We start from the raw sequence: 25,068 nt of genomic DNA on the forward strand, positions 1-25,068 counted from the left end.
ATTATTTTTTCAATATATAAATATGGATATAAAAATGGAATATATGATAAATTACAAATCCCAAAAACAATTCTTTGTTCTACATACTATTTCTAAAAATTGTAATGCTATCATAACTCCTCCTAATCATTTAATTCATTTAATGCACCATCCTTCTGCACTTTCTTTAATATCAATAAATCTTTTATAAGTACCATCTTGAACAACTAATTCTCTATGAGTACCTTGCTGAACTACTCTGCCATTATCAATAACTAATATTTGATCTGAGTCTTGTATTGTTGCTAACCTATGAGCAATTACAATGACAGTTTTACCTTTCGTTAGAGAGCTTATTGCTTTTTGAATCAAATGCTCATTTTCAGGATCAATACTTGCTGTTGCTTCATCAAGAATTACAATAGGTGAGTCCTTTAGAATAGCTCTTGCTATTGAAATACGCTGTTTTTCACCTCCAGATAATGTTGCTCCCGCATCTCCTATAATAGTGTCATATCCATTAGGTAATTTTGAAATAAAGTCATGACAATGTGCTTTTTTTGATGCTTCTATAATTTCTTCATCACTTGCACTCGGATTACCGAATAATATATTATTTTTTATACTGTCATTAAATAGATATACTTTTTGAAATACCATTGATATGTTCTTTAATAAACTATCGCAGGTTATATCTTTTATATTATGACCTCCAATAGTTATTGATCCACTATTTACATCATAAAATCGTGCTATCAAATTACAAATAGTTGTCTTTCCACTACCAGATGGACCTACAATAGCAGTCGTACTACCTTCGTAAATGTCAAAAGATATATTATTTAATATCTGCTTTTTATCATACGAAAAACAAACATCAGAAAATTTTATATCATAATGATTTAAATCAACCTCTTTACCATTCTCATCTATAATCTCCGCATTTTCTATCTTGGACAATTTATCTAATGTTTTATTCACAACTTCTATAACATGAATTGCGTTACTCAAAGGCTCTATTTGACTAAACATCACAAATGAAAACATATCCATCATAAGCATTATGTTTAAATCCATTTTACCAACATATGTTAAATACGCACTTACTGCCACTATTCCAATAGATGCCGCTTTAAGAATAAATTGATGCAAGCAATTGTACGGACAGTTTTCTATTTCAATTCTAATATTGAGATCCTTATGATTTTTATATGCTGTTTCAATCCCTTTAATTGATACTCCTTCTTGTTTAAATGCTTTTATTGTTTGCATACCCCTTAAAAACTCAATTGTATTTTCCACGATGTCATCTTGAGCTTTCTGATGCAAACTCGCATTTCTATCACTAATTTTATCTGCAATATATAAGAATATCGCAGATAAAACTACTCCAACCAACGAAACAACTCCTGCTAATGGGCAATAAAATAGCAAAAACGAAATCATAACGAAAACTGTAATATATCCATTAACAACAGTATTAATCATATTCATAGATAACATTTCAATAAAAGAAAGGTCTGTTGTAACCGCAGAAGAAATTTCGCCCATATTATTGCTATTAAAGAATCCAAGAGAAACTCGCTTCAAAATATTTCCTAATCGAATACGCTGCTTTGCAGTAGCTTCACAACCTACACTTTCTTGCGAACACGCCCTTAAATAAGAAAATACAAATCTCCCACCTACCACAATAATCATTAAAATGCTTATATATAATATCTGCTTATAATCAATTTGTTGAACACCATTGTAATCATTCCAAATTAATTTCAATCCGTATGCAGCAAGAATTATTGGCATTGATGTGAAAATACTATTTATAAAAGCATATACAAACCCTGTATAGATACGCTTTTTAAAATTTCCAGTCCAATTTATAAGCCTTTTTATCATTCTGAACATTACAACTCCTCCTTCCCGTTTGAATTTGCAGACCAATTTTTTGCCCCAATATGTGCAAGCCACATATTTTTATAAAGATTATTAGTATCTAATAATTCCTCATGCTTTCCAACCGCCTGAATTTCTCCACTATTTATTACAAAAATTCTGTCTGCATTTTTAATAGTAGAAAGCCTATGAGCTATTACCAACAATAACTTTCCTTTCGATAATGCCCCTAAAGATTGTTGTAACTTGCTTTCATTCTCAGGATCTGTAAATGCAGTAGCTTCATCCAATATAACAATCGGAGAATTTTTTAAAATCATTCTTGCAATAGAAATCCTCTGTTTTTCTCCACCAGATAATTTATTTCCTGCATTTCCTACAATTGTGTCATATCCGTCTTCTAATGTTTGAATAAATTCATCGCAGCAAGCTAATTTTGCTGCTTGGAAAACTTCATCATCTGTTGCTTCCGGATTCCCTAATCTAATATTTTCTTTAACAGAACAGTTAAATAGATATGTGTCTTGTGTAACAAAGCTGATTAATTCATTTAACTTTGAAATAGGTATGTCTTTAATATCCTTTCCACCAATATAAATATTTCCTTCTGTGGTATCCCAAAATCTTGCTATTAATCTCGCTATTGTCGTTTTTCCACTACCAGATGGTCCAACTAAAGCTATGAATTGTTTGTTTTCAAAGATACAATTTATTTTAGATAACACTTTGTTCGCCATATTTCCATCATATGAGAAAGAAACATTTTGAAGTTTAATATTATAGTCTGTTATTTCAGTATCTTGTTTTGAATTACTCAATACTGGTATTTGAAGTAATTTATCTACATCATGTAAAGCATATTCTATTGCCTTTGCTTCATTTATATAATTAGTAAAATTCATCATAGGTCCCACTACTCCCAATGATAAAATTAAAGAAATAACTAAATTCTGCGGGGAGATTTCTCCGTTCAAATAGAGTATCAATCCTACTGGTAACACACCCAAAAATGTAGATGGAAGTACTGCGTTACCAAAATTCATATATTTCCAAACACCCTTATACCACGCCAGTGTTGAGTCTCTGAAGGTTTCTATGGCTTCTACAAATCGTTTATATGAATTGGTTGATTGATTAAAAGCCTTAATTACTTCAATACCTTCTACATATTCAACAATTACTCCGTTAACATAATTGCTTGTTTCCATGTATTTTGCATATTCCTCATTAAAATTTCTCATCATAAGCATATACGCTGTTCCTGCAATTGGGACTGTAATTAACATGGAAATCGCCATTCTCCAATCTATAAACACCAAATAAGCAAACACACTTATAGAAAGAGTTATATTCGATATACATTCAGGAATCACATGGGCTAATGGCAACTCAATTGTTTCTACTCTATCAACTATTACACTTTTTAGTTTTCCGACAGATTCCCCTAATACATATCCTAAAGGAGCATCAATTAACTTTTTAGCCAAACTCATCCTTATGTTTTCAAGTATTTTATATGCAGAAAAATGAGACAATGTTGTTGAAATACCATGAAATAAATATCTAAGTCCATATCCCAAAACAGCTATAATACAGTAATATAAAATTTGATTTAAGATTATATTTTTATTTACAAACAAAGTAATAATCTTGTATATACACCAATATGGCACTATTCCAGCGAATACTCCTATAATGGCAAAAATTACCGATAAAATTATTCTCCATTTGCATTGCGATGCAAACGAAAAAGCTATTGAAATCCAACTTTTTTGTTTCATAGTTTTTAACCTCCTAAAAAAATAGAACTGTCAATTCTATTGACAATTCTATTTTAAAAAATATTCTATTTTATTTCTCCTTTAAACAGTGTGTACTCACTCTGTTTGGATAACTGTTTTTCTATATTCTGTCGGAGTTTTTCCTATAACACTCTTGAACGCTTCAGTAAATTTACTGCTATTCGTATATCCAACCTTGCCAGCAATAACGATAATAGAATCATCTGTTTTTATCAACAATGTCGAGGCTATATTCATCCTATAATTTCTAATAAATTGATAAATAGGCTCTCCATAAACTGCTTTAAAACATTTCTTTAATGTAGACAACGGGATATCATATTTTTGTGATAATTCTTCCATCGTAAAATGCTCTTCAATATTATTTGTTATAAACTCTTTAATATCTTTTACTTTTTCAATCTGCGATTTGTAAAAATATTGATATTTATAATTCCCATTTTTATTTTCTACTACTCTCAAGAGCATCAACAGTTCAATTACTTTCAATTTTAAATAATCATATTTTAACAGTTCCGGAATTTTATAAAGTTCTTCAAAAATATGATTAATAATCACATCCTCATGTATAACAAAAGGTACATACTTTGATAAAAATGTTTCCTTAATTCTATTAATATCTATTGAAAAATTTAACAATAATGTATTCAAATTTTCATCCATTTCATCAGGAGAAAAAGTGATTGTTATCCCATGATAATGTTTTGTTGGAAAGCTACAATATCTATATTTGGAATCAAGTTTTTCAAGCAACACATCACCAGCACCTAAATACAAATATTCTCCAGATGAAACTTCCGCTTCTATCCTACCTTCAATACAATAGTGTATACTAAAAGAATTACTGTCCCTTATAACTCTATCTGGTCCTTTTTCAATATGAAAGTTATTATACATTACTGAAATTCCTGGGCAAACACTATAATACAATACAGTTCCATCTTCTCCATCAACTCCCATTTTATATGTAGAGCAAGTGTTGCTTCGAGTTAACAATTCCATACTTTCTTCAATCATTTTCGTATTTAACATTTTTAAGGACTCACTTCCTCTCTTATAAAATATTTTTTTATTTTCTTTATACCTTCTCCATCTAAAAAATAACTATCTTTAACTTTGCCATCCTCTAAGTGTAAAATATAATCACAAGAACTTAATAGCATCTCATAATCATGAGTTATCAAAAAAATAGACTTACCTCTACTTTTAAGTTTCTTTAATTCATCAGCAACCATTCTCATGTGAAATAAGTCTAATCCACTTGTAGGTTCATCAAGAATAATAAAATCTCTACTTGAAACTAACGCACTCGCTATTGCAATTCTTTGTTTTTCCCCTCCAGACAATGACATCGGATGCTTATTTTTAAGTGAATATAGATTTAATTCTTTTAGTATATTATGCAACTTATTTTTATCTTTTTGTGTCATGGACAACAACATTTCATCTTCAACACTTTCAGTAAATAGTTGGTGATTAACATCTTGCATAACTAAAAAACACAATTTAAATTTCTTCTTTTTGTAGTATAATCTACCCCCATAAGAAATTACACTTTTATCATTTTTACTTATTCCACACAAGCAATCAGCAAATGTTGATTTTCCTGCACCATTATGACCAATGATGCCAATAATCCTATTTTGTGGTAACTTTATCTCTCCTATTTTTAGTATGTACCCACCTTTCTGATAACTATATATGACATCAGAAATTGTAAATTGGCTTTCACATTTAACTTCATTGCTCAAACAAAATGGAAAAGTATTTAAATCCAAAGGTCTTAATCCAGCTTTGCATTTATCTTTTTCCATGAATTTATTGAATTCTTCTTCCGTGTATTCACCATAGATATTTCCATCTTTCAAATGAATTACTCTATCTATTAAGCCTTTAAGATAATATATTCTATGTTCAGAAATTACTACTGTTTTGCCTTGTTCTTTCCATAATTTAATTAATTTTCTAAGTTCCATAGTTGCTGAAATATCTAAATTAGATGAAGGTTCATCTAATACAATTATTTCTTGCCCACTTACAAAAACACAAGAACATGCTATTTTTTGCTTTTCTCCTCCCGATAAGTTAAATATATTTCTCCCCATTAAGTTTTCAATACTTAATTCATTACTTACTTTTAGTATTCTATCTTCAATTTCTTTTTCAGGTAATCCAAAATTCTCCAAACAAAATGCCAATTCACTTGTAGTATCAATTGTGAAAAATTGAGTTTTAGGATTTTGAAATACACTTCCTACATATTTCGCTGTTTCATACAACGGGATTTTACTTACTTCAACTCCATTTATACACACAGTACCATTAAGTTCCCCATTATAATAATTGGGAATCAAGCCATTAATTAATTTAGTTAAAGTAGTCTTTCCGCTACCCGAAGTTCCGCAAACCAAAGCTATCTGACCTGACTTAATTTTTATGTTTATATTTTGAATGGAGTATTTTTTTTGTTCTTCATATCTAAATGATACATTTTTAAATTCAATCATATTTTGCTCCTAAAAAAATATAAAAACAACCCAACATAAGCTCGCAAGTAAAAGCAGAAAATAATCTATTTTTTTTAGTCCGATTTTGCAAATATTAGTTCTTTTAATCGGAGATCCTAACCCTCTTGTCAAAGCTGATGCAGATAATTCCTCACCAATTTTTGTTACAGATATTAGCAAAGGAACTAATCTATACTCAATCATTTCTATTGGACTCTTCCTTATTGTTACACCTTTTATTTTCATGGCATTTTGTATAGAAATATATTCTTCTTTTACTGTTGGAAAAAATCTAAATACTACCGAAAATGGAATAATGATTTTATATGACACTTTAAGTTTTTCCATAGCTGCGATAAATTCACTAACAGAAGTGGTACTGATTAAATAGTAACCCATAATAAATCCCGGCAATATATTTGTATATATCCCTACTGTTGCTAATACCAAAAAACTCAAAAATCCTGTCGTATAAGGTAAAACAACAAAATTTAATGCAAATATAATCAAATACAATATCAAAAATCTTATAGCTGCTTTACCTTTTTTAGAAATAAATAATGCAACAAAGGACAGAACCATTAAAAGATGCCGCAAATAAAACATAGCACCATGACTGCTTCCAGTAGCCATGATGCTCGTTACAGTTACCATAAGAAAAATTTTTGTGCGTGGATCTATTGTAATATATGATGGTTTATATCTAACTACTGTTTCTTCTATCATTACACTATTCCTGCTTTTTTAAGATGCTTTTTTAGAATACTCTTTCCTAATAGCGAACCTAAATATGCTCCTATAAAACTAATAATAAACAGCACAGGAATAATCCAATATGGCGTATACATACGCAACGATTCTGCATATACTTTACCATACCCTTCAGCTACCTTAGCCAAATATGCTTCTCTTCCAATAAACAATCTTGCAACACATCCAACTATCCAAAAAGAAAATACGCTATATCCAATAGAAATATATTTCCATTGTTCATATTTACCTTTTTTTATTATCAAATCTCCTAAAAATCCAAAGATAATCCCAAAAGCGAGGACAACTATGCCACCACCCATTAGCATATAAAAAAGACCTAATAATATTCCTGTTATTGAAATTACACCAAACTTCTTGACCTTAACTATATAGAATATGCTTGGTATACCACAAACTAATGGGCATAAAAAAACTAATAGTAAATTAAATATCGGAATATATCCTAACATTGAAACAGCAAATTCAATCATAAAATATACTACTGTAAAAATTCCAATATTGATCAAGTCCTTTGCTTCAAGTTTATTTTGTTTCTCCATATATCTCACCTCGTCCATATAATATTGATTAGCTTATACTAACTTTAACCATGATAGCATTTATCATTTTTTTCTTTCCGCCCCAAAAAGCCCTATGTCGCTCTGAATGGTTTGCTTTTTATAAAACAAACCATTTCTAAAAGATTTATAAAATCTACTACTTGTGATATAACCATAATAATAATTTGCTTAATGCTTGTTTTACAAACTATTCTTTTATATCTTTTGTAGCAAGCACAGTAAGTGTACGGACACTTACGAAAAAATTGATGAAGCAGCCCTTGGGGATCTGCTTCTTTTTTTATCAATTTTACCTAGTTGGGGAGAACCCTAAGACCCCGATATTTTATGATAAGGAGATATACTATGGATAATAGAAAGAGAAAAAATCAGCTTAAAATATATTTAACAGATGAAGAAAAAGAAGTTTTTGAAAAGAAAATGAAACTTGCTAATTGCAAAACTATGTCCCACTTTCTTAGAAAATGTGTGTTAGAAAAAGAAATTTATGTTGTAGATTTAGAACCATTTAGAAACCTACAATGGCTGCTTTCTAATGCAACAAACAACATCAATCAGATTGCAAAGCGAGTAAATTCGACAGGTATAATCTACAAAGAGGACATAAGTGATATAAAAAAAGAGATTGAACATTTCTCAAAAGAGCTATGGCAGATCCATTCTCTACTTCTTAATAAATTAAAAGAAAGTTCTGGTGATTAGTATGGCTATTACAAAAATACACCCTATAAAATCAACTCTAAATTTGGCAATAGACTATATAACTAAGAGTGAAAAAACTGATGAAAGGGTCTGTAAATAATTTTGTGTATCAACCTAAATCCTGATTAAAGAATAAGGGTTGATACATTTTTTATGCTTCAATCATCATTTGTGTAGCTACAACTTTTTATACATCAACATTTTTATCTTCTAGATTATCTTCAAGATTTCCATCATGATTTAGGGACGAAAAAAGAGCAAGTGGTTTTTCTTGTCCACCTGCTCTAAATGTTTTTCCTGTTCAAAGACTTTAAATATTTCTTACTATCAATTATTTAATTTCCATGATTCTGCCTTAGCTTTTGCATTGATAAGGTCAGAGTAAAGTCCATTATTTTTAATCAGTTCTTCGTGATTTCCTCGTTCTACTATTTCTCCATCTTTTAAAACTAAAATTTGATCCGCATTTCTAATTGTTTTTAGTCTATGGGCAATCATAATTACTGTTTTATTTTTCGTAAGTTGTTCTATGGCTTCTTTTAATTTATCTTCATTTTCTGGGTCTATATTTGCTGTGGCTTCATCAAAAATTATGATGTCTGCATCTTTAAGCATAGCTCTTGCAATGGATATTCTTTGTTTTTCTCCACCTGATAGACTTGCTCCACCTTCTCCTATTATAGTGTTATATCCTTCTGGTAAAGCTTCTATAAATTCATGACATCTTGCTTTTTTTGCAGCCTCAACCACATCATCGTGACTTGCATCTTGTTTTCCAAATTTTATATTGTTTTCAATTGTATCTTCAAAGAGATAGACGTCTTGGAAGACCATAGAAATAGAATTCATAAGATTTTCTATCTTATAGTCTTTAATATTTTTTCCACCTATTAAAATTTCACCAGAATTTACATCCCAAAATCTCGCTATTAGATTGCAAAATGTTGTTTTACCAGAACCAGATGGACCAACTATAGCAGTCATGGTATTTTCTTTTATCTCTGCTGATACATTTTTTAAAATTGGTCTATCATCATAAGAAAATGATACATTTTTAAAGACTATGTTGTGATTTTTTATAGGCTCTGAGACTCCTCCTTCTTCCATATCTTCTATATCATTTACATAAGAATAAGAATCTATTGCATTCTCAACCATTCTTAGCATTGCCATAGCAGAGCCAGATGTTATAAGCCCATCAAATATTACAAAACTTGCTATAAGTATCATAATAGTATTGACTATTTGACTGTTTTCAACAAAATATAAGTTTATTGATATAAATAACATCAAACAAATTGTTATAGCTATTATTATTTTAGCTAATAAACTATATGGCATTATAGTTTTTTCTAAATCAAAAGAATATTTGCTTGCACCATCAAAGCTTTTATCAAGTTTTTTATTGTTACTTCCTCTTAGATTGTATGATTTTATAATTTGCATTCCTTGCAATGTTGATAAGACTTCTTTGGTAAGTGATACCTGAATCTCATGAATCTTGTCTGCATTTTTACTAGACCTTTTTTGCATACGAGCAACAATCAACAAAAATACAATAGAGCCAACTATTGCTACAAGACCTACCTTATAAGAAAATAAAAATAAGGATAAGATAAAAACAATAGCATTAAGCATACCACCGAAAACCATAATATACAAAGTTGGAACCCAAGTCTCTATATTATCTAAGTTAGTAGTTGCAATAGTTGTTAAATTTCCAAGGCTTAAACTTGAGAAAAATCCCATGGGAACTTTTTTTATTTTTTCACCTAATTCAATTCTCTTGTGTCCAGCCATAAAATATCCGGCATGTGTTTGTTTGAGCATAGAGGAATTTTTTGAAATAATTACTCCGGCTATACTAATTAATAAAAATAAACTTGATATTCCTATTGTTTTAAAGCTTATATCCTTGTTTACTATCCCAAAAATCGCATAATAAATGGCTGCAAATTGTAGAGCATTAAAAATAGAACCGAAAAAATTAGCAAAGATTGATTTTTTTATATACACTTGTTCTTCAATAGAAAAATTCCATATTTTTTTAAAAACACTAAGCATTTTCTTCTCCTTTCAAGGCAGTTTCCCAAAGATCGTGATAATCTTTTGATTCCTTCAAAAGCTCTTCATGACTTCCTTTACATGCAAGTTCTCCATTTTTAATTACAAATATATTATCTACATCTGTTATTGTCTTTAAACGATGGGCAATTATAATTAGAGTTTTCCCTTTGACCAGTTCTGATATTGCATCTTGAATCAAGGCTTCATTTTCAGGATCGATATAAGAGGTAGCCTCGTCTAAAATAACTATTGGAGCATTCTTTATCATAGCTCTTGCAATTGATATTCTTTGCCTTTCTCCTCCAGATAAATGTTTGCCAGCTTCTCCTACCCTTGTATCATATCCATCTGACAACTTCATTATAAAATCATGGCAGGCTGCTTTCTTACATACTTCAATTATTTCCTCATCACTTGCATTTTCATTTCCTATCCTGATGTTATCTTTAATTGACATATCAAAAAGAAAATTATCTTGTGCTACATAGGAAATAATAGTAGATAGCTTTTCAAGGGACATATCTTTAATATTTACATTTCCTATACTTATAGAACCACTATCTACGTCCCAAAATCCTGAAATTAGTTTTGCAATAGTCGACTTACCCGAACCCGATTCGCCTACTAAAGCATTAACACTTCCTTCTTCTATATTTATATTTATATTGTTTAGTACCTGCTTATCTTTTTCATAAGAAAAATCTACGTTTTTTATCTCTATATTATAATTTTTTATATCCAAATTTTCATTTTTATGAGATAATTCTCTCGCAGAAAGTATATTTTTAATCTCTTCGAAAATAGTTGACATTCTTCCAATATCATCTTCAAAAGTCATTACTCTCATAATATTTTGGATAGTCCCAAAAGAAAGGATTATCAATGTTAAAAATACACCACCATCTAGTGAACCATTCATACAGAAATATAAACCAAATGGTATAATTGTCAAAATACCAACTGGAGCAATAGACATACTTATCGCATAGTCTCTTGTATTTTCCCCCATCCAATCATAATAGTAATTTGCCTTTTTATATACATTGTCCCTGTATTTTCTATAAGATTTTTCGCCTTGATTAAATGTTTTAATAACCTCTATTCCATTTATATATTCAACCACGGAATTATTCATATCTTGACCAATTTTAACTGCTTGCGGAAACTTTACCTTCATTCTTTTCATGGGCCCTGCCATAAAAAATCCACCAATAACTAATGGAATTAAAGATATTAAACTTAGTCTATAATCTAAAATTAACATGTAAACAAATAATATTATAGGTCCGACTAAATTAGCTGTCATCTCAGGTATCATATGAGCCAATGTTGTTTCAGTATTATCAACTTGATTTACAATTATGTCTTTTAACTTACCAGTAGATTCATTCAATATATCTCCTAATGGCATATTAAATAATTTTTCCATAAGGCTTTTTCTTATATCTCGTATTATTTTATAAGCTGTTTTATGAGAAATCATTGTTGACAAAAACATAAACACTTCTTTGATTATAAGACATGAAAGTATAAAGAAAATTTTATTTATATAGTAATAAAAATCTTGACTACCATCAATTAATGATATAATTATCTTACTTAGAATAATATATACAAAAAGATTTGAAATTACTCCAAGTATTGCAAACAAGACAGAAATAAAATATGGTGCTTTATTTCTCTTAATGTATTTTTTTAATAGATCCATAAATTTAACTCCTTTCTTCATCTTTTTTCATTACATTTATAAAATAAGTCTCTATCATTTCAGTTAGATATATCTTATTTTTTGTAAAATTCTCACGTGCATTCAAAATTTCGCAAGCCATCAATCCAGAATTCATAATATTAATCATAAATTCAAATGTTTCATCAGAAGGTAACTCGTTAAACAAAGTAGAAAACAATTCCTTAAATACTTGTATGGACTCTTTTTTTATTTTCACATATAGTTCTTTCAGATCATCACTTTCTTTTAACTCACATAAAAACATAACATAAAGCTTTACATAATCATTATCTGCAAGTATCTTGTCTATAATCATTCTTGAAAACAAATGTGGACTTAATATTAATCCTTCATCATAACTTGATTTTTGAACAATATCTTTTCTATTTAAATTACCTTCCATCATAATGTCGTATAAGATTTCATGCGTAGAACCATAATGATGATACAAGCCACCTCTAGAAAGCCCAGTAGCTTCCATAATGTCATTCATAACTGTATTTCTAAATCCCTTATCCAAAAAGACTTTCATAGCTGCTTGTCTAATCTGCTTTTTTCTTTCATCAGCTTCCATTTTCATTTCATAAATAACCTCCAAACCGACACTGCTGTCGGTATTATTGTATCAGCACTGATAATCATTGTCAATGCATTCGTTTATACTTCTTAATTAATTTCTTTAAATGCGGTATAATTAATAAAACTTAATACACGCTTGACGCTTATAACTTTAATAGCAAGCACAGTAAGTGTACGTACACTTACGAAAAAATTAATGGAGCAGACCTTTACGGAATGCTCCATTTTTTTACGCACCTAACCACACGAAAGTTTACTTGAGTGTTTGGTAGGTGCTATGCAAGGACTTCCCAAGAGCTAATATAGTTAGCGATTGGTTGAAGTCTATTGCTAATTTTTACCTTGTTAGGGAGAACCCTAAGACCCCAAAATATATTTTATAAAAGAGAATAAAATGGCAAATAGATTTAGAAATGAAAGAATAGAAATTAAACTAACTAAAGAAGAAAAGGAAGCTTTTCAAAAGAAAATGAAACTTGCTAATTGCAAAACTATGTCCCACTTTCTTAGGAAATGCGTATTAGAAAAAGAAATTTATGTTGTAGATTTAGAACCATTCAGAAACCTACAATGGCTACTTTCGAATGCAACAAATACTATAAACAAGATTGCAAAAGCAACTAATACAACTGGTGTTATTTATAAGAATGAAATCAAATCAATGAATAAACAGATAGAAAAATTATCTAAAGAAATATGGCAGATCCATTCCCTACTTCTTAATAAATCAAAAGAAAGTTAAAGTAATTAGTATGGCAATTACAAAAATACATCCTATAAAATCAACTCTAAATTTAGCAATAAATTACATTACTAAAAGTGAAAAAACTGATGAAAGGGTCTGTAAATAATTTTGTGTATCAACCTAAATACTGATAAAAGGGTGAGTGTTGATACATTTTTTATGCTTAAATCATCATTTGTGTAGCTACAACTTTTTCCACATCAACATTTTTATCTTATAGATTATCTTCAAAGTTCCCATCATGATTTAGGGACGAAAAAAGAGAAAGTGGTTTTTCTTGTCCACCTGCTCTAAATACTTTTCGTGTTCTTTTTCTCGCCAGTAGACTTTATAAATATCTTCACTGACTTTGACCTTTTGTCCGTTGACATAAAGGTAATATTCTTTTGGCATTTTATTTACTCCATTTATTTTTTTGTCTGCGTTTTTAGACAAAAAAGGAGGACTCCTGCATCTTGGCATAAGAAGTCCTCTAAAATGAACGAAACTTGCTCTTTCCTTATATTTTAAATTTGATTTTTTATGATAATTACCAGTATCAAAAAGGTATATTGTTTTTTTCTATATGAATAACATACCCTAAATAATACATAGCAATTACCTCCATTATTTAATCCTTTTTTCTCTCACTAATATAAATCGATTAAATCACTCCGGCTTTTTCAAAATGTTTTTTAAGTATTCTTGTTGCAACAAAAGCTCCTATGCAAGCAAGAATAAAAGTTATCAAACCAAAGCCTACAGCCCACGAAACTTTAAAATAAGATAATACTTCATTTATTTGTGCTTCGCTCATTTTCCATTTTGATGCTCTTTCCACAAAAGAAGCAGTTCCGAATAAAATCACAGGAATTACAGTCCCTAAAAAATCTGCTAATGCAAATGTCCCATATCCAATAATCATTCGTCCCTTGCTCTCATAATTTCCTATAATCAAATCACATATAATCCCACCGATTACAGCAAAGACTGCATGAGGCAAATGTCCTCCTGACAATGCAATTAAACCAAGAAGCGTTCCTGATATTGTAAATACGCCCTTCTTTTTAACTTTCAAAGCCATAAGTATATAAACGGTAGCAGCTACCATAAAGCTAACTCCTGAAGCAATAAATCCTCCAATCACTGTTGTTGCCATAGCAAATGCAACCACCATGTATATGACAATTCCAATTGCATTAAAGATTCCGATTGTAATAAAATCACGACCATTTAATTTGTTTTTCATAAAAGTCCTCCTAATAAATTTTCTGTATTACTATCACAAGAGCAATCATCAAAGCTCCTAATAGTCCAATCAACAAATCCGCCCATCTAAACCTCAATTTTGTTAATGTAACCCTGTTCGCATCACTATCAAGTCCTCTAATGAGTGCTGAAGCTGACAGTTCATCTGAAATCTTAATCATTCTCATTAAAAGCGGAACAAGCGTATATTCAATATATTTAATTGGATGTAGCAACGGGAAAAATCTACTTGTTACGATTCCTCGAATCTTCATATTCTCTTTTAATGCCTTGAGTTCTATTTTTATAGTTGGTACAAACCTAAGCAAAACACTAAAAGGTATACCAATGCTTCTTGGTACTTTCATTCTATTTAATGCTTCAAGCATTTCACTTACACTTGTAGTCTTTGTTATATATCCACCAAACATAGCAATTAAGGTCATCCTTGATGCAAAGTAAATAAACATATATATTGCAAATACGATACTTGCTTCACAAAACTTTCCAAGCCATAACTCTATGCAGTATAAAATCACAAAAAACAAAATAAAGCGTAATGCTCTTTTCCACATACTGCTGTATACATACAGAAAAAAGGCAAAGAGAATCAGTCCGAAAAGTAGAATTGTATCGCTTATAAAAAAGCTCGTAAATCCAACAATTGGAAGTAGAGTAAGTTTTATTCTCGGATCGACTGTTTTTCTATCCATCAAGTTATCTACCTCCTCTCATCTTGTCCAATATGAGAATTTTATTACTTTCACTCATATTCAAAACACTTTCTATTTTTCCATCTCCCATTACCCAGAGCTTACTCACTGTGTTCGCTAAAAACTCAAAATCATGACTTATCACCAAAACTGTTGTTCCATTTTTTAATTGTTCTTCAATTAATTTTGCCACTGAAAGCATTGAGTCTTTATCACAACCTGATGTTGGTTCATCATAGATAAAAACTTTTGCCTGTTTCATCATTCCACAAGCTATTGTGAGTCTTTGTTTTTCTCCTCTTGATAAAGCAAACGGATGCTTATCAATGTATTTATCTAAGCCAAGTACATTCAAAATAGACTTTGCCTTTTGAGTATTTTCTTTTTTATCTTTACTTGAAATACCAAGCAGCATTTCATCAAGTACACTTTCCGAAAACAACTGATAGTCTGAATCTTGAAAGACAAAATATGACATATCCATTAAATCTTTATGATTAAGCGAATTATCTTTCCCCGTCCATATCTTCCCCTCTTTTATCTTCTCAAGTCCTGAAATCACTCTTGCAAAGGTAGTTTTTCCGGTACCATTTAAGCCGATAAGACCAATGGCTATTCCGCACTCCATATTAAAATCAAGATGATTTAAAATGTACTGTTTTTGCTTCTTTCCATCCTTAGCTACATTCGGATAGCAAAATCTCAAGCCTTTTCCGTTTATACTTTCATCATTTAATTGATATGAGTCTTTCTTCTCACTTATCCTATATTCTTCTAATTCAAGAGTTCTTAGTCCATTCTCATCCCAAAACTCCCCTTCAAGATGAATAACTTCTTCCCGACTCAAGTCCAGTGCAATTTCTCCATCTTTCACCAAAAGAAAACGGTCAAATAAAGATTTTACATAGTACAAACGATGTTCAATTAGAACAACTGTTGTTCCTTTTTTCTTTAATTTTTCCAAAATTAAAAATAGGTCAAATGTTGCTTTCATATCCAAATTTGCTGAAGGTTCATCTAAAATTAAAACTTTCGGATTCATCGCATAGATACTTGCAATAGCTATCTTTTGTTTCTGTCCGCTTGATAATTCAAAAACAGATTTTCCTTTCAGTTCCTCAATATCCAGTTCTGCATATACTTCTTCTACTCTCTGTTTTATTTCATCTCTTGATTTGCAAATGGTTTGAAGCCCAAAAGCTATTTCTTCATCTGTCGTTGTCGTAAAAAATTGACTTCTTGGATCTTGAAATACAGTCCCTACAATATGCCCTATTTCATGAAGCGATAATTTGCTTATATCTTTTCCGGACGCAAAGGCTTCCCCTTTCATTTTGCCTTTGTAATAATGTGGAATAAGACCATTCATCACACTTCCAAGAGTACTTTTACCACTTCCACTTTTCCCTGAAATTAAAACAAATTCACCTTTTCTAATTTCAAGATTGACATTTTTTAAAGCAGTTCGTCCATCTTCCCATTCATAATAAACATTTTTTAGCAAAATCATGGTTATACCTCATACTGAGCTTTCCATAATTTTGTGTAGTAACCATTTTTTGCAAGAAGTTCGCCATGCTTTCCTTTTTCAAGTAAATTTCCTTTTTGAAATACGAGAATTTGGTCAGCTTTTTGAATTGTTTTTAAATGATGAGCCACTACAAGTACAGTTCTATTCTTTGCGAGTTCTGTAATGGCATCTTGTATCAAGGATTCATTTACAGGATCAACATTACTTGTCATTTCATCAAGAATTAAAATAGGTGCATCCTTTAGAAAAGCTCTTGCCATAGATATTCTTTGTCTTTGTCCACCTGATAAAATCCCACCATTTTCTCCAATATCAGTTTCATAACCTTTTGGTAAACTCATAATGAAATCATGTATCCTTGCTTTCTTTGCAGCTTCAATGATTTCTTCTTTCGTTGCTTCTTTTTTACCTACCCTGATATTTTCTTCAATCGTGTTATCAAACAGTTGAACATTTTGCATGACAATACTAATGCGATCTAAAAGCTCATCATAAGGAATATCCCTTATATCAATTCCTCCGAGTGTAATTTTCCCTTTATGCACATCATAAAATCTTAAAAGCAAGTTGGTTATCGTAGTCTTTCCACTTCCTGATTCTCCAACTAAGGCTGTCATTGTCTTTTCAGCAATAGAAAAGTTCAAGTTTTCCATTTTAAATTCGTCTTTTTCGTAGGAAAAATCTATGTTTTCAAAAGCTATATCATTGTCTTTCGGAATAATTCCATTCACTTTATCTGGGATTACATCGGCATATAAAATTTTTGAAAGTCTTTCGTAACTATCTACCGCCGAAACATAGTACATATAGTGTTGTTCCATAGAAGCGAATGGCTTATAAAACTCTTTTGAAATTACCGCAAAGATAATAAAATTAAGTACATCAAGATTTCCCTTTACAACAAATATTGTTCCTGCAATTAAAAGAACCAAATATCCAATATCCAGCAAAAATCCAAATATAGATAATTGTTTTGCCTTAAATCTTGAAGCTGATTTACTTGTTTCTCCAAACTTCTTTGTTTTATTCATAAGCTCATTATCCAAGCTCTTATTGTTAGAAAAACTCTTTAATACAGGTATTCCTCTCACATATTCAACAAATAGGCTAACCATATCAAGAAGTGCTGAGTTATTCTGATTCTCTATTTTTTCAGATTGCTTAATTGTCAGATATAAAAAGATAAGTGCAATCGGAACAGATACAGCCATTATCAGTGCCAACTTTATATCAATATTTGCAAGACCAACAAATACGACTGCACCTATCAAAAAATCACCAAACATTCTTGACCACATGTGTCCTACAACAAGGGACATATTATCAACATCTTTGTGTAAAATTGTGTTGATCTCGCCCAGTCTTTCATTGGTATAAAATCCCAAGCTGAATTTCTTTAATTTGATAATCATGCGTTCTCTGATTTGCTGAACAATATCAAAACCTGCACTATGCTTTTTCATATCTGCGAACATATTACAAATACCTTTGAAGACTACAAGTAATCCAATCGCAATAAAATATTTATACAGACTTGCTAAGCTCGTTCCGTCAAAGATTTGGAACAGTATAGAAAATACGATAACAATCATGGCTATGGAACTGAGTCCATAAAGGGCAAAGAATACACTTGATATAATCAAATCTCTCTTGCCGGTTTTTGTAAGTAGTTTTAACATTTCTCTAAACATTTTCTGTTACCACCTCCGTACACTCGCAATCCACTTCGTTTCTTGCTCGTGAAAGACTTTCGTCTTTCAAATTCCATCTATCTACCTTGTTCTGTGCTTCAACCATATCCTTATAGAACTCACATCTTTTCATCAGCTCTTCATGACTTCCTGCATCAAGAACAAGACCTTTATCCATTACGATAATTTGGTCTGAATCTCTAATCGTATTTAGATGATGAGCAATTGTAATGATGGTTTTATCCTTACTTAAATCATCGATCGCTTCACCGATTAGTCTTTCATTTTCACTATCAACAGCTGCCATTGCTTCATCTAATATCAAAATCGGTGCATTTTTAAGTATCATTCTCGCAATTGATATTCTTTGTTTTTCTCCACCGGATAACTTAACTCCCATTTCACCTACTCGTGTTTCATATCCATTTGGCAATGCTGAAATAAAATTATGGCATCTTGCTTTTTTAGCAGCTTCTATGACTTCTTCTTTTGTTGCATTTAGTTTTCCAATTGCTATATTTTCAAAAATACTTAAGTCAAAAAGGATAACTTCTTGTTGCACACTACCAATCAGCATTGAGATATTTTCTTGACTATATTCTTTTATATCTTTTCCATTTATCAGTATTTGTCCTTCATCTGCATCCCAAAATCCCATAAGCAAATTAGATACCGTACTCTTTCCACAACCGCTTGCTCCTACAAAGGCGTTCAAACTATTTTTCTTAAAATTCAAATTGATATTTTTAAGCTCAAAGCTATCTTTTTCGTATGCAAAATTCACATCTTTAAATTCTATGTTTCCAAATTCTAAACCTTGTTCTGTCTTTTTGTTTGGAAGTGGAACTGTTAATACTTTCCCTATCGCCTTTAACGCTTCCTTAAACACAATAGAAAAATGTTGCAATGTAGCTGTCTTACTTATAGAAGCAGTAAAAGCAGACGATAAAATAATGGCAAGGATAAAATTAGGCGTTGTAATATTTCCATGATAAAGAAATATGCTTCCCAAAATCATGACAATAACCACTCCAATTTCCATAAATATGTCAATGAGTCCCATTGGAATTGTAACCATCCCCATGCTCTTTTTAACCCAGTAAATATATTCTCTTGCCGTTTTTAATGTTCTTTCACTAATTTCCTCTTCTTTAGCAAAAGCCTTAATCACAGAAATATTTTTTACATATTCCATTAGCTCTTCTCTCATTCTGTTTTCATGATTGAAGTAAATCGCAAAGTTTTTATCCATTGTTTTCTGTGAAAGAACTTTTACCAAATACATGAGTGGAACTCCGGCAATCATCCCAAGAGCAAGACGCCAATCCACAAAAATCATAGCTACAAAAATAATGGTAGGCAGAAGTGTAACTGACATTATTTCAGGGAGACCATGAGCAAGATATACTTCCACTTGTTCTACATCATGTTGGACAATGTTGGTAAGCTCTCCTGTATTATGTTCTTTAAAGAATCCCAAACTTAGTTTTTTCAGATGACCGATAATATCTAACCTAAGTTCTGTTAATTTTTCGTATGCTTTCTCATGGGCAACCTTTGTTGCAAAATAATAAAACACTCCTTTTAATACAAACGATATAAAGATTCCCAAAAATATATACTTTAAATTACCTTCGTTAATATTGTTTGTAATTAAAGAACTAATCAAATATACGAGTAAGATTTGTGGTATCAAATCAAATACTATTTTTAAAGCAAGAAGTGAATTGGATAAACCGTTTTTCCCAATCACTTTTTTTCTTAATTCTTTTTCCGGCATGAACAACTCTCCTTTCAAAATTGAATAATATTGAATTTTAATTCAGTATTAAGGTTTAAAGTAAGACTTTGCTGATTACGCAAAGTCTATTTTATCCGATCACTATATTTTTTTAAATTACTGTATCAGCAAATCAAAAATTATAGCACAATCTTTTTCCATTTTCTAATCTTAGTTCTAAACGTTCCAAAAGGGGCAACCGTATTAACATGAATAAACTTATAAACTTCCCATGTCGCTGTTTTAGTAGCTTCATCAGCCCATTTTCTCATATGCGGTTGAAATAATTCTTCTTCACTTAGTGTATCAATCATTGTATAGATAGATATAATATTTTCTTTCAATCGTTTCTTTAATTCTTCTATCGATAAATGAGCATAAGTATCGGTAAACCACTGATATAATTCTCCAAGTTGATTCCATTTAAACATATCCGACGGTGTCTTTACTTCAAAACCGTTTTTCTCATCTTTTTCCCATTTCAAAACTAATGTTGTCCATCCGAGTTGATAAGCAAGATTTTCTGCTGGTGTTCTGTCAACTTCAGGGACTCTCTTATCTTTGAGAGATTCAGGAATAATATCAAATTCAGAAATATACTTTTCAAAACTTTTATTTATCTCAGATTTCAGTTCTTCTTTATCTTTATATATCTTCAAAATATCTCCTCCAAAAATTTAAATTTATCGCATTTAAATATCAAATCAACTTACAATGATTCCACTCCCTTGTAATAACACTTTGCAATAAGTTTTAGCATATCTTTTGCCCACTTTTCACTTTGATAATGCCTTGCTATTTCAAGAAGTCCCTCTGTAAAGTTACTGGCTAAAATATGGGCAAGCATTGGATCATATTCCTGTTTCGATTGTCTTTTTAAACTTACTTCAATATGAACCTGCATTTGCGATATGAGTTTTTGTTTTGCTTCTATATGCTTTGTTCCTGAGCTTTTATCCATTAAAATAATTAACTTCTTACGCTCTTTTAAAAGCTCGTGAATATATTTTTCTCCAACCTCATCAAATCTTTCAGAAGCAGAACCTTTTTCCAAGGATTCTTCCTCATTAAAAGCTGACTCGAAGTTTATATAAACAGAACTTACTAATGCATCAAACAAAACTTCCTTATTTTTAAAATAGGTATAAATTAATGCCACAGGAATATCTGCTTCTTTTGCAATTTCTGTTAATTTAGCACCTCTATAATCATTTTTGTAAAATACTTTTTCTGCTGCATCAAGTATCCTATTTCTAACTTCTTCTTTCAATACTTGTGCCATATCACACCTCTTTCAAATAAAATACTGAATCTTGATTTAATAATAAATCTAAATTCAATATTTTTCAATAGTGCCCTGAAATTATATTCTGAGTATGGTATAATTCATTTATTATAAATAACACGCTTAACGCTTATAACTATAATAGCAAACACAGTAAGTGAGTACCCACTTACGAAAAATTGATGAAGCAGAACCTTTATGGACTGCTTCTTTTTTTATCAATTTTACCTTGTTAGGGAGAACCCTAAGACCCCAATATTTTATGATAAGGAGATATACTATGGATAATAGAAAAAGAAATAATCAGCTTAAAATATATTTAACAGATGAAGAAAAAGAAATCTTTGAAAAGAAAATGAAGCTTGCAAATTGTAAAACTATGTCCCACTTTCTTAGGAAATGTGTATTAGAAAAAGAGATTTATGTTGTAGATTTAGAACCATTTAGAAACCTACAATGGCTACTTTCAAATGCAACAAATAATATAAACCAGATTGCAAAAGCAACTAATACGACTGGTGTTATTTACAAAAATGAAATTGAATCAATGAATAAACAGATAGAAAAATTATCAAAAGAAATATGGCAGATCCATTCCCTACTTCTTAAAAAATCAAAAGAAAGTTCTGGTGATTAGTATGGCAATTACAAAAATACATCCAATAAAATCAACTCTAAATTTGGCAATAGATTATATAACTAAGAGTGAAAAAACTGATGAAAAAGTCTTGGTATCTTCATTCAAATGTCATCCATCTACTGCTCATATTCAATTTATGAAAACTAGAGAAGACAATGATACTAAAGGTACAGTTTTGGCTAGACATTTAATACAATCTTTTCTACCAGGAGAGGTTGATCCTATAAAAGCTCACGAGATAGGAATGGAATTATGTAAAAAAATTTTAAAAGAAGATTATAAATTTGTTCTTGCAACTCATATAGATAGAGAGCATATCCATAACCATATTATTTTTAATAATGTTAATTACAAGACTGGTAAATGCTACCAATCTAACAAAAAATCTTACCATAAAATTAGGTATCAAAGTGACGAATTATGTAAAGAAAACAAGCTTTCAGTCATTGATGAATATTATGAAGCTTACAAAAGAAAATATAAAACTGCAGGTAAATCTTGGTACGAATATGACCAAAACAAGAAAGGAAATTCTTGGAAGTCTAAACTGCAATTTGATATAGATAGAATGATTAATAGGTCTAACTCATGGGAAGAGTTTTTGGAAAATATGAAAACTCTTGATTATGAAATTAAGTTTGGTAAACACATTGCTTTTCGTCATAAAGATAAGCAAAGATTTACAAGAGCTAAGACTATCGGAGAAGATTATACTGAAGAAAAAATCAAAGAAAGAATAGATTTAGCGATTAAAAACAAAGCTAATCCTATTAAAAAACGTGTAGGAAATGTTATTGATATATCTACTAATGAAAAAGCTCAATCATCTAAAGGTTACGAAGTCTGGGCAAGAAAACACAATATCAAAACTATGGCTGATTCAATAATTAGATTAAGAGAACAAGGAATTAATTCAATTACTCAACTCGATGACCTGATCAAAAAGTCTGCTGATGATAGACAAGACTTATTAGATAAAATAAAGAAAATTGAAACTGAGATGAAGAGTTTATCCCAAGATATGGAAAATATAAATACTATAAATAAGTATCGTGAAATCTATAAATACCACAAGAAAAATCCTAAAGACAAGCAATTTGCAGAAGAATATTATAGTGAACTTTCCGTCTATAAAATAGCCACAAAAGAAATTTTAGAAAGCTATAAAAAACTACCAAATACAAAAGAAATATTAACGAAACTCGATGAATTGCAAGAAAAAAAGAACACCCTTATGCAAGAGTATTCTTTGAATAAAGAACAATTTTCTGACCTTGTTCAGTATAGGAAAAACTATGAAAATTATTATGGGAAGGAAGTAGAAAGATAAAATTAATTTACACTTATATCCCTTATTTAACACGCATAAACTAAAAGAACTATAAATCTAACATTAATAATATTTAAAGCTAAAGGCATTACAATATTTTCTTAGCAAAAATAAGAACTATTTTAATGCCTCTAATTTATCTATTTATATTTTTTAATTATAAACACTTTTATCTTTCGATATATACAAAATAAGTGGGTAGGCAATCAGTACAGCTAAACTTGCAATAAATATACACATATATGCCGGCATAATATTTGCCAAAAATCCATAGAACATATTTCCTAAGGGTATAGATGATAATGCAAGCATGCTAAAAACTGACATAATTCTACTTCTAAATTCATTTTTAATATTTTTTTGAAAAAATACTTGTGTAGCTATATTTAACGGCATAACCGAACTAATTACCAGGCAATCTAAAAATGTTATTAGACCTACTACCAAAACAATATTGTTTTTTCCGGCTCCCATTCCATAATAAACACACCAAGCAATTAAAAACAGAAATCCGGCTATAGATATGGCACTGTACTTTAATAATTTTTCCGGTTTAATCTTTTTAATAATTGGAAGTATCAAGAACGGCAGCAGGATACTTATACCTGCAGTTGCCATCCTATACATACCATAGATATACTCACTCGTTTTAAATACCTCCAAGAATACATATGTTATAACAACACTAAAGATAGCTGAAAATGAAAAATTAATTAAGGGAGCTACTATTACAAAAATTTTTGAGAACCTGTCCTTCCTTAACTCATTAATGCCTTCAATAAATTCAGTAAAGAAAGATTTGATGCCCTTAGCATTCTTCTCCTTTAATTCATCAGCAAAGGGTGTTTCAATAAAGAAGTTTAATATTAGGGAGAAAACTAATAAAACACTTATCAAAACAAAGGAACCAAAAATTCCAAAGCTCTTATATATAAATGCTGCCAGCATTGGAGTTGTAATATATACAATGCCATCATCGACTCTTGATAAAGTAACAGCTTCTTCCATTAAATCCTTATCTATAATCTCAGATAGTATAGAGCTTTCGGCTGAATTATAAAATACCTCAACCATCTCTAAAATTATAACAAGAATATATACTGATACGAGTGAAATATCGCCACAGATACCTGAGTAAACCGCATATATGGTCATAACTAAAATTTGCACCATATTTAAAGTTTTCATTATGCTTATTCGTTTTAGTCTATCACCTACAACTCCACCCACAGGAGTGAGTAAAATTCTTGGGATAACTATAATGGAAAGTATTGAAGCATATACAAGTGGCGATCCTGTTTTTTCCAAAATATATAGGGCCAGGGTAAATTGAAGAATATTGCTAGAGCCCATAGAAAATGTTGTCGCAAAAAAATAGCTAAGATAGCTCTTGTTTTTTAATAAAGTTTTAATCGGTTTTTTCATCATTTAAACCCCTTTCTATTTTCCTAATACTTTAACTATTATTCGCACTTTATTCATATCCGTTCATTCCCAAGCTTATATCTGCCTTATCTCTGATAATTTTTCAAAT

Annotated in this window: 21 protein-coding genes and 2 pseudogenes; 4 read left to right on the forward strand and 19 right to left on the reverse strand. The window is 30.4% G+C overall.

Annotation, left to right across the window (positions count from 1 at the left end; translation table 11 throughout):
• Positions 1-135: 135 nt before the first annotated feature.
• The 6 genes from LV469_04810 to LV469_04835 all read right to left on the reverse strand — a co-directional run bounded on the left by LV469_04810 (position 136) and on the right by LV469_04835 (position 7,494).
• Positions 136-1,884 carry an ABC transporter ATP-binding protein/permease gene (locus LV469_04810; protein ID UHR01977.1) on the reverse strand — a complete coding sequence of 583 codons (1,749 nt, stop codon included), beginning with the start codon at positions 1,882-1,884 and terminating at the stop codon, positions 136-138.
• Positions 1,884-3,653 (reverse strand): ABC transporter ATP-binding protein/permease, encoded by a 1,770-nt coding sequence (locus LV469_04815; protein ID UHR01978.1) that lies wholly within the window; start codon positions 3,651-3,653, stop codon positions 1,884-1,886. Before LV469_04815 ends, LV469_04810 begins: the two co-directional genes overlap by 1 nt.
• 96 nt (positions 3,654-3,749) lie before the next feature.
• Positions 3,750-4,676, reverse strand: coding sequence for an AraC family transcriptional regulator (locus LV469_04820; GenBank protein UHR01979.1), 927 nt, complete (start codon positions 4,674-4,676; stop codon positions 3,750-3,752).
• Positions 4,677-4,708: 32 nt separating this feature from the next.
• Entirely contained in the window at positions 4,709-6,181 is a 1,473-nt protein-coding gene (locus tag LV469_04825) for an ABC transporter ATP-binding protein (GenBank protein UHR01980.1), read from the reverse strand.
• A 9-nt stretch (positions 6,182-6,190) separates the two neighbouring features.
• Entirely contained in the window at positions 6,191-6,907 is a 717-nt protein-coding gene (locus LV469_04830; GenBank protein UHR01981.1) for an energy-coupling factor transporter transmembrane protein EcfT, read from the reverse strand.
• Entirely contained in the window at positions 6,907-7,494 is a 588-nt protein-coding gene (locus LV469_04835) for an MptD family putative ECF transporter S component (GenBank protein ID UHR01982.1), read from the reverse strand. Before LV469_04835 ends, LV469_04830 begins: the two co-directional genes overlap by 1 nt.
• Positions 7,495-7,860: 366 nt before the next feature.
• On the opposite strand from LV469_04835, the gene LV469_04840 reads away from it, so the two are divergent.
• Positions 7,861-8,217 carry a MobC family plasmid mobilization relaxosome protein gene (locus tag LV469_04840; GenBank protein ID UHR01983.1) on the forward strand — a complete coding sequence of 119 codons (357 nt, stop codon included), beginning with the start codon at positions 7,861-7,863 and terminating at the stop codon, positions 8,215-8,217.
• A gap of 190 nt (positions 8,218-8,407) precedes the next feature.
• Here the strand turns inward: LV469_04840 and LV469_04845 are convergent.
• From LV469_04845 to LV469_04860, 4 genes and pseudogenes are all read right to left on the reverse strand, one after another.
• Positions 8,408-8,535: pseudogene (locus tag LV469_04845) on the reverse strand (sigma-70 family RNA polymerase sigma factor).
• A gap of 9 nt (positions 8,536-8,544) precedes the next feature.
• Positions 8,545-10,281 carry an ABC transporter ATP-binding protein/permease gene (locus LV469_04850; protein ID UHR01984.1) on the reverse strand — a complete coding sequence of 579 codons (1,737 nt, stop codon included), beginning with the start codon at positions 10,279-10,281 and terminating at the stop codon, positions 8,545-8,547.
• Complete coding sequence (locus LV469_04855; protein ID UHR01985.1) at positions 10,274-11,992, reverse strand: ABC transporter ATP-binding protein/permease; 1,719 nt, start codon at positions 11,990-11,992, stop codon at positions 10,274-10,276. The genes LV469_04850 and LV469_04855 overlap by 8 nt, the downstream gene beginning before the upstream one ends.
• A 4-nt stretch (positions 11,993-11,996) precedes the next feature.
• On the reverse strand, positions 11,997-12,593 hold the full coding sequence (locus LV469_04860) for a TetR/AcrR family transcriptional regulator (protein ID UHR01986.1): 597 nt from the start codon (positions 12,591-12,593) through the stop codon (positions 11,997-11,999).
• A gap of 393 nt (positions 12,594-12,986) precedes the next feature.
• Here LV469_04860 and LV469_04865 point away from each other — a divergent pair, with 393 nt between their 5' ends.
• Positions 12,987-13,334 carry a plasmid mobilization relaxosome protein MobC gene (locus tag LV469_04865; protein UHR01987.1) on the forward strand — a complete coding sequence of 116 codons (348 nt, stop codon included), beginning with the start codon at positions 12,987-12,989 and terminating at the stop codon, positions 13,332-13,334.
• Positions 13,335-13,554: 220 nt separating this feature from the next.
• Here LV469_04865 and LV469_04870 read toward each other — a convergent pair.
• The 8 genes and pseudogenes from LV469_04870 to LV469_04905 form a co-directional block, all read right to left on the reverse strand.
• Positions 13,555-13,730 (reverse strand): annotated as a pseudogene (locus LV469_04870) (sigma-70 family RNA polymerase sigma factor).
• 250 nt (positions 13,731-13,980) lie between these two features.
• On the reverse strand, positions 13,981-14,565 hold the full coding sequence (locus tag LV469_04875; GenBank protein ID UHR01988.1) for an MptD family putative ECF transporter S component: 585 nt from the start codon (positions 14,563-14,565) through the stop codon (positions 13,981-13,983).
• Positions 14,566-14,575: 10 nt separating this feature from the next.
• Positions 14,576-15,280 carry an energy-coupling factor transporter transmembrane protein EcfT gene (locus LV469_04880; protein UHR01989.1) on the reverse strand — a complete coding sequence of 235 codons (705 nt, stop codon included), beginning with the start codon at positions 15,278-15,280 and terminating at the stop codon, positions 14,576-14,578.
• 1 nt (position 15,281) lies between these two features.
• Positions 15,282-16,787: an ATP-binding cassette domain-containing protein gene (locus LV469_04885; GenBank protein UHR01990.1), complete on the reverse strand. Its 1,506-nt coding sequence runs from the start codon at positions 16,785-16,787 to the stop codon at positions 15,282-15,284.
• 2 nt (positions 16,788-16,789) lie between these two features.
• On the reverse strand, positions 16,790-18,499 hold the full coding sequence (locus LV469_04890; protein ID UHR01991.1) for an ABC transporter ATP-binding protein/permease: 1,710 nt from the start codon (positions 18,497-18,499) through the stop codon (positions 16,790-16,792).
• Positions 18,492-20,279 (reverse strand): ABC transporter ATP-binding protein/permease, encoded by a 1,788-nt coding sequence (locus tag LV469_04895; GenBank protein UHR01992.1) that lies wholly within the window; start codon positions 20,277-20,279, stop codon positions 18,492-18,494. Before LV469_04895 ends, LV469_04890 begins: the two co-directional genes overlap by 8 nt.
• Positions 20,280-20,419: 140 nt before the next feature.
• Positions 20,420-20,938 (reverse strand): ClbS/DfsB family four-helix bundle protein, encoded by a 519-nt coding sequence (locus LV469_04900; GenBank protein UHR01993.1) that lies wholly within the window; start codon positions 20,936-20,938, stop codon positions 20,420-20,422.
• A 50-nt stretch (positions 20,939-20,988) separates the two neighbouring features.
• Positions 20,989-21,561 (reverse strand): TetR/AcrR family transcriptional regulator, encoded by a 573-nt coding sequence (locus tag LV469_04905; GenBank protein ID UHR01994.1) that lies wholly within the window; start codon positions 21,559-21,561, stop codon positions 20,989-20,991.
• Between the two features lie 283 nt (positions 21,562-21,844).
• Between LV469_04905 and LV469_04910 the strand changes: the two genes are divergently transcribed.
• Together LV469_04910 and LV469_04915 are read left to right on the forward strand one after the other, a co-directional pair.
• Positions 21,845-22,201: a MobC family plasmid mobilization relaxosome protein gene (locus LV469_04910; protein ID UHR01995.1), complete on the forward strand. Its 357-nt coding sequence runs from the start codon at positions 21,845-21,847 to the stop codon at positions 22,199-22,201.
• A gap of 1 nt (position 22,202) precedes the next feature.
• Complete coding sequence (locus LV469_04915) at positions 22,203-23,534, forward strand: relaxase/mobilization nuclease domain-containing protein (protein UHR01996.1); 1,332 nt, start codon at positions 22,203-22,205, stop codon at positions 23,532-23,534.
• A 153-nt stretch (positions 23,535-23,687) separates the two neighbouring features.
• Here LV469_04915 and LV469_04920 read toward each other — a convergent pair whose 3' ends face one another.
• Positions 23,688-24,962, reverse strand: coding sequence for an MFS transporter (locus LV469_04920; GenBank protein UHR01997.1), 1,275 nt, complete (start codon positions 24,960-24,962; stop codon positions 23,688-23,690).
• Positions 24,963-25,068 lie beyond the last annotated feature (106 nt).

It is taken from the genome of Peptoniphilus sp. GNH, assembly GCA_021307325.1.
Lineage (GTDB): Bacteria > Bacillota > Clostridia > Tissierellales > Peptoniphilaceae > KA00134.

Bases quoted from the DNA above. Each gene is read 5' to 3' on its own strand.
- LV469_04810 (UHR01977.1), bottom strand. From the start codon at position 1,884: ATGTTCAGAATGATAAAAAGGCTTATAAATTGGACTGGAAATTTTAAA.
- LV469_04815 (UHR01978.1), bottom strand. From the start codon at position 3,653: ATGAAACAAAAAAGTTGGATTTCAATAGCTTTTTCGTTTGCATCGCAA.
- LV469_04820 (UHR01979.1), bottom strand. From the start codon at position 4,676: ATGGAATTGTTAACTCGAAGCAACACTTGCTCTACATATAAAATGGGA.
- LV469_04825 (UHR01980.1), bottom strand. From the start codon at position 6,181: ATGATTGAATTTAAAAATGTATCATTTAGATATGAAGAACAAAAAAAA.
- LV469_04830 (UHR01981.1), bottom strand. From the start codon at position 6,907: ATGATAGAAGAAACAGTAGTTAGATATAAACCATCATATATTACAATA.
- LV469_04835 (UHR01982.1), bottom strand. From the start codon at position 7,494: ATGGAGAAACAAAATAAACTTGAAGCAAAGGACTTGATCAATATTGGA.
- LV469_04840 (UHR01983.1), top strand. From the start codon at position 7,861: ATGGATAATAGAAAGAGAAAAAATCAGCTTAAAATATATTTAACAGAT.
- LV469_04850 (UHR01984.1), bottom strand. From the start codon at position 10,281: ATGCTTAGTGTTTTTAAAAAAATATGGAATTTTTCTATTGAAGAACAA.
- LV469_04855 (UHR01985.1), bottom strand. From the start codon at position 11,992: ATGGATCTATTAAAAAAATACATTAAGAGAAATAAAGCACCATATTTT.
- LV469_04860 (UHR01986.1), bottom strand. From the start codon at position 12,593: ATGAAAATGGAAGCTGATGAAAGAAAAAAGCAGATTAGACAAGCAGCT.
- LV469_04865 (UHR01987.1), top strand. From the start codon at position 12,987: ATGGCAAATAGATTTAGAAATGAAAGAATAGAAATTAAACTAACTAAA.
- LV469_04875 (UHR01988.1), bottom strand. From the start codon at position 14,565: ATGAAAAACAAATTAAATGGTCGTGATTTTATTACAATCGGAATCTTT.
- LV469_04885 (UHR01990.1), bottom strand. From the start codon at position 16,787: ATGATTTTGCTAAAAAATGTTTATTATGAATGGGAAGATGGACGAACT.
- LV469_04890 (UHR01991.1), bottom strand. From the start codon at position 18,499: ATGTTTAGAGAAATGTTAAAACTACTTACAAAAACCGGCAAGAGAGAT.
- LV469_04895 (UHR01992.1), bottom strand. From the start codon at position 20,279: ATGCCGGAAAAAGAATTAAGAAAAAAAGTGATTGGGAAAAACGGTTTA.
- LV469_04905 (UHR01994.1), bottom strand. From the start codon at position 21,561: ATGGCACAAGTATTGAAAGAAGAAGTTAGAAATAGGATACTTGATGCA.
- LV469_04910 (UHR01995.1), top strand. From the start codon at position 21,845: ATGGATAATAGAAAAAGAAATAATCAGCTTAAAATATATTTAACAGAT.
- LV469_04915 (UHR01996.1), top strand. From the start codon at position 22,203: ATGGCAATTACAAAAATACATCCAATAAAATCAACTCTAAATTTGGCA.
- LV469_04920 (UHR01997.1), bottom strand. From the start codon at position 24,962: ATGATGAAAAAACCGATTAAAACTTTATTAAAAAACAAGAGCTATCTT.